The sequence below is a fragment of the Actinoalloteichus spitiensis RMV-1378 genome (assembly GCF_000239155.1).
Classification (GTDB): Bacteria; Actinomycetota; Actinomycetes; order Mycobacteriales; family Pseudonocardiaceae; genus Actinoalloteichus_B; species Actinoalloteichus_B spitiensis.
Genome location: NZ_AGVX02000348.1, coordinates 1 through 4,173, shown reverse-complemented (window position 1 = coordinate 4,173; position 4,173 = coordinate 1). Strand labels below are relative to the sequence as shown.

Genomic DNA, 4,173 nt, shown 5'->3' with positions numbered 1-4,173 from the left:
GACCACCCGGTCCGCACCGGGATCCGCGCGAAGGCGCGCCGCCGGCGGGCGCCCGGAGGGTTCGGGCAGTGCCGAAAGCGCTGTCCCAGCGGTCCTGGCCGCCATAGCGTAGCGAGCACCGACGGATGTTGGGAGCGAGCGGTGACGATCACGGCACGACGCGAGCTGGTACACGTCGAGGCACCGCGCGTCGAGAGGGAGCGAGACGCGTTCGCGCACCGCGCGGGGAGCGGCCTGACCACCCGAGACCGGGGACACCGACGCGGAGCGCCGGCGGGGTGGCTCGGACCGGCGCCGGGCGGGCACGCCACCCGCCCGCAGCAGGTGGGACGGCCGCGCCGAGGGCGCCTCGATGTCTGAAACCCTCGCCGCGTTCCGCGCCCGGGTGCCGTCGCGGCCGCACCACCCCGCACTCGTCTCGGAGGGAACGACCCTCACCTACCGCGAACTCGACCAGGCCAGCTCGGTCCTCGCCGGCCGGCTCGCGCGGGCGGGAGCCCGCCCCGGCACCACCGTCGTGCTGAACCTACCCCAGGGGCTCGCCGTTCTCGTCGGGATGATCGCGACCCTGCGCTGTGGTGCAACCTGGGTCGTCGTCGAACCGGGCCAACCCGGTGCGCGGCTGGACGCCGTGCTCACGTCCACCGACCAGCCCGTCGCCGTCGTCCTCCACGAGGGGCGTGACGACCCACCACCCGCAGTCACGGTCTCCTCGGGCGGCGCGCCGTTCGTCCTCGCCTACCACCGCCCGCCCGAACCGGGGAGCGAACCCCTCCTGGAACCAGTCCACGCGGCGCCGGCGCACCTCGCCTACGTGGTGCTCACCTCCGGCACGACCGGGGTCCCCAAGGCCATCGCGATCAGCCGGAGGAACCTGGACACCTGCGTCGCCGGTCGAACCCGCTTCTACGGGCAGACACCGGTGTTCCTGCCGGCGATGTCGGTGTCCTTCGACGGTGTCCTCGGGGTCCTCTTCGCGACCCTCGCGGTCGGTGGCACGGTGGTCCTGCCCGGCGGGCGGGAACTCGTCAACGCCAGGGCGGTGGCGCGGCTCGCCGCCACGCACCGCGTCACCCACCTGTACGCGGTGCCCTCCTTCTACCAGGCCCTGCTCGACCACGCCCAGGAGCTCCCGGCCACCCTCCACCGCACCGTACTGGGCGGCGAGGTCCTGCCTCCCACGCTGGTCGACAGGCACCGGGCGGCTCTTCCCAGGACCGGCCTCGTCAACGAGTACGGGCCCTCCGAGGCGACCGTGTCCAGCACCGCCCACCGGGTGGAGGAGCCGACCCCCGCGCGGGTCCCCGTCGGACGTCCCTTCTCCACCGTTGAGGTACAGGTCCTCGACAGCGGCCTCCAGCCCACGCCCCGGGAGCAGGTGGGGGAGTTGTACATCCAGGGTGAACAGGTCGGCCGCGGCTACGTCGGGGCGGCGGCCGCGACCGCCGAACGGTTCGTCGCGGACCCCTACCGCCCCGGTTCGCGGATGTACCGGACCGGGGACCTCGCGTCCGTCCGGGCCGACGGAGCCCTGGAGTTCCACGGGCGCACCGATCACCAGGTCAAGGTCCGGGGAATCCGCATCGAGCTCGTCGAGGTCGACCACGTGGTGCAGCGGCACCCCGGTGTGCGGCAGGCCGTGGTCGTCCACTCGGCCGAGATCGGGTTGGTCGCCTTCGTGGTGCCCACCGACCCGCAGTCCCCGCCCTCGCCGGACGAGCTGCGCGCCCACTGCGCGCGCCACCTGGTCGTCCAGGCGGTGCCCGCCCGGTTCGTCCGGCTCGACCACGTCCCCACCACCCACACCGGCAAGGCCGACCGCTCGGCGTTGGCATCCCGGGCGGGGGAGCCGGACACCGGCGCGGACTGGTCGGGGTGGAACGAACTCGAACAGGCGGTGGCCGAGGAGTGGGCCGCCGTCCTGCGCCACTCCGACGCCGGGTTGCGCGACGCGTTCTGGCAGTCGGGCGGCACCTCGCTGAAGTTGGTGGAGCTGCACGAGCGGTTCGAGGCGCGGTGGCCGGGTGCGCTGCGGATCGGTGAACTCTTCGACCTGCACACGATCGAGGACCAGGCCTCGGCGATCCGCGACCGGCGGGACGCGGGGGACGACCCCCCGCCCGTCGACTTCCGGATCGAGGTGTGACCTCCGACGAAAGGACAGCCACCATGACCGGGCCAGTGATCGCGGTCATCGGCATCGGCGTCCGCTACCCGCACGCCGAGACCGTCGAGGAGTTCCGCGCGAACCTCCTCGCGGGTCGCGACTCGGTGCGCCCGATACCGACCCGCCGGGTCGAGGCGGCGGGCGGCCGGCCAGACCGGACCCTGCCCATGGGGTGGTTGCCCGACGTCGACCTGTTCGATCACGCGTTCTTCGGGCTGTCACGCCGCGAGGCGGAGCTGATGGACCCGCAGCACCGGCTGGCGTGCCGCCTCACCCAGGCGGCACTCGACGACGCCGGCTACGCACCCTCCCTCCTGCGGTCGACCAGCACCGCGGTCATCTTCAGCACACCGTCACCCGACTACCAGCTCCTCGTGCCGCAGCGGGGAACGCTCGCGATGACCGGGACCTGGCCGGGTGGGCTGCCCGCGAGGATCGCGCACCGCTTCGGGCTGGCCGGCCCGTGCTACGGGGTGGACACCGGCTGCAACGGTTCCCTCGTCGCCGTCCACCACGCCCGCCGGGAACTCGCGGCCGGCGACGCCGACTACGCCCTCATCGGAGGGGTGAACCTGCGGACGGTTCCTCCTGAGGCCGGTGACCTGGCCGGGTTCCCCGAGATCATGTCCCCCGCCGGCCGGTGCCGGGCGTTCGACGAGGCCGCCAACGGGACGGTCGGAGGCGAGGGCGGCGCGGTCCTGTTGCTCACCACTCTCGACCGCGCCCTGGCCGAGGGCGCCCGGATCCACGCCCTGCTCACCGGTACGGCCGTGCGGCACAACGGGCACCACGCCGCTACCATCAGCACACCGAGCGCCAGCGCGCAGGCCGAGGTCATCACGGCCGCCTGGCGGAACGCCGGTCTCGACGTCGCGGACGCGGACTACGTGGAGGCACACGGTTCCGGAACGAGGTTGGGGGACGCCGTCGAGGTGGAGGGCCTGGCGCTGGCCCGAGCCGGTCGAGCCCCACGGCTGCCCGTCGGGTCGGTCAAGACCAACATCGGGCACCTGGACAACGCGGCCGGCGTCACCGGACTGGTGAAAACCATCCTCAGCGTCGCCCACGGCGAACTGTACCCATCACTGCACTTCACCCGGCCACCCCGCGAGGTCGACCTCGACGCGGCCGACCTCGAGGTCGTCACCTCCACGCGCCCCTGGCCCCAACGGCCCGACCACCGGCCCCGACGAGCCGGAGTCAGCTCGTTCAGCCTGGGCGGGTTGAACGCGCACTGCGTGGTGGAACAGGCACCGTCCCGCCCGGCCCCCTCGCCGTTCCCCCCGGAACCGGTGGTCGTCGGTGTGTCCGCCCGCACCACCGCCGCCCTCCGTCGGCTTTCGGCTCGACTCGCCGGCGCCCTGCGGGGACGGGCGGCCTCGCTCACCGACGTGGCCTTCACCCTCAACGAGGGGCGCGACCACCACCTTCACCGCATCGCCGTGCGGGCGGACACCACTTCCCAGCTCGTCGAGGCCCTGGAGCGGTGTGCCCTTGGTGAGCTTTCCGTACCCACACCCGCCGCCGGGCCGCCGAGGCTGCTCGTATCGATGTCCGGTGACTCCGCGCTGGACGCGCCGGAGGGAGCGGTGCCGGCACTGCCCCCGGAACTTCCCCTGACCGGACCCGTCGCTGACCACATCGCACGTCAGCTCGCCGCCTACCGGCGGTTGGCCTCGATCGTGCCCGTCGACGGGATCCTCGCGTCCGGGACGTCCCGCTACCTCGCGCGCTGGTTGCAGGGGGACCTCAGCGCCGAGGACACCGCGCTCCTCGCCACCGGCGACGCCCCCGCCCCGCCCGCTGACCCCGCACGGCTGACCGAGGCCTCTCGCCAGCTGGTCGCCGAGCGCGCCACCGTCGTGGTGGACCTCGGTGCCGGTGGTGACATCGGTGCCGTCCTGGCCACTTCGGGCAACATCCCCCTCGTCACCGTGGACCGGGCCGACGACGTGTCCGACGCGGTCAGCCTGCTCTACCAGTGGGGAGTCCCGGTCACCTGGGCG

The 4,173-nt window shown here is 73.5% G+C and carries 2 protein-coding genes; both read left to right on the top strand.

The window, feature by feature from the left end:
• Positions 1-352: 352 nt before the first annotated feature.
• The gene (locus tag ACTIDRAF_RS29170) at positions 353-2,146 is read left to right on the top strand and encodes a non-ribosomal peptide synthetase (protein WP_016699684.1); all 1,794 of its coding nucleotides are present in this window, start codon (positions 353-355) and stop codon (positions 2,144-2,146) included.
• A 23-nt stretch (positions 2,147-2,169) separates the two neighbouring features.
• Positions 2,170-4,173, top strand: a 2,004-nt coding sequence (locus tag ACTIDRAF_RS29165; protein ID WP_016699683.1) for a polyketide synthase, incomplete at its 3' end; no start/stop codon positions are given.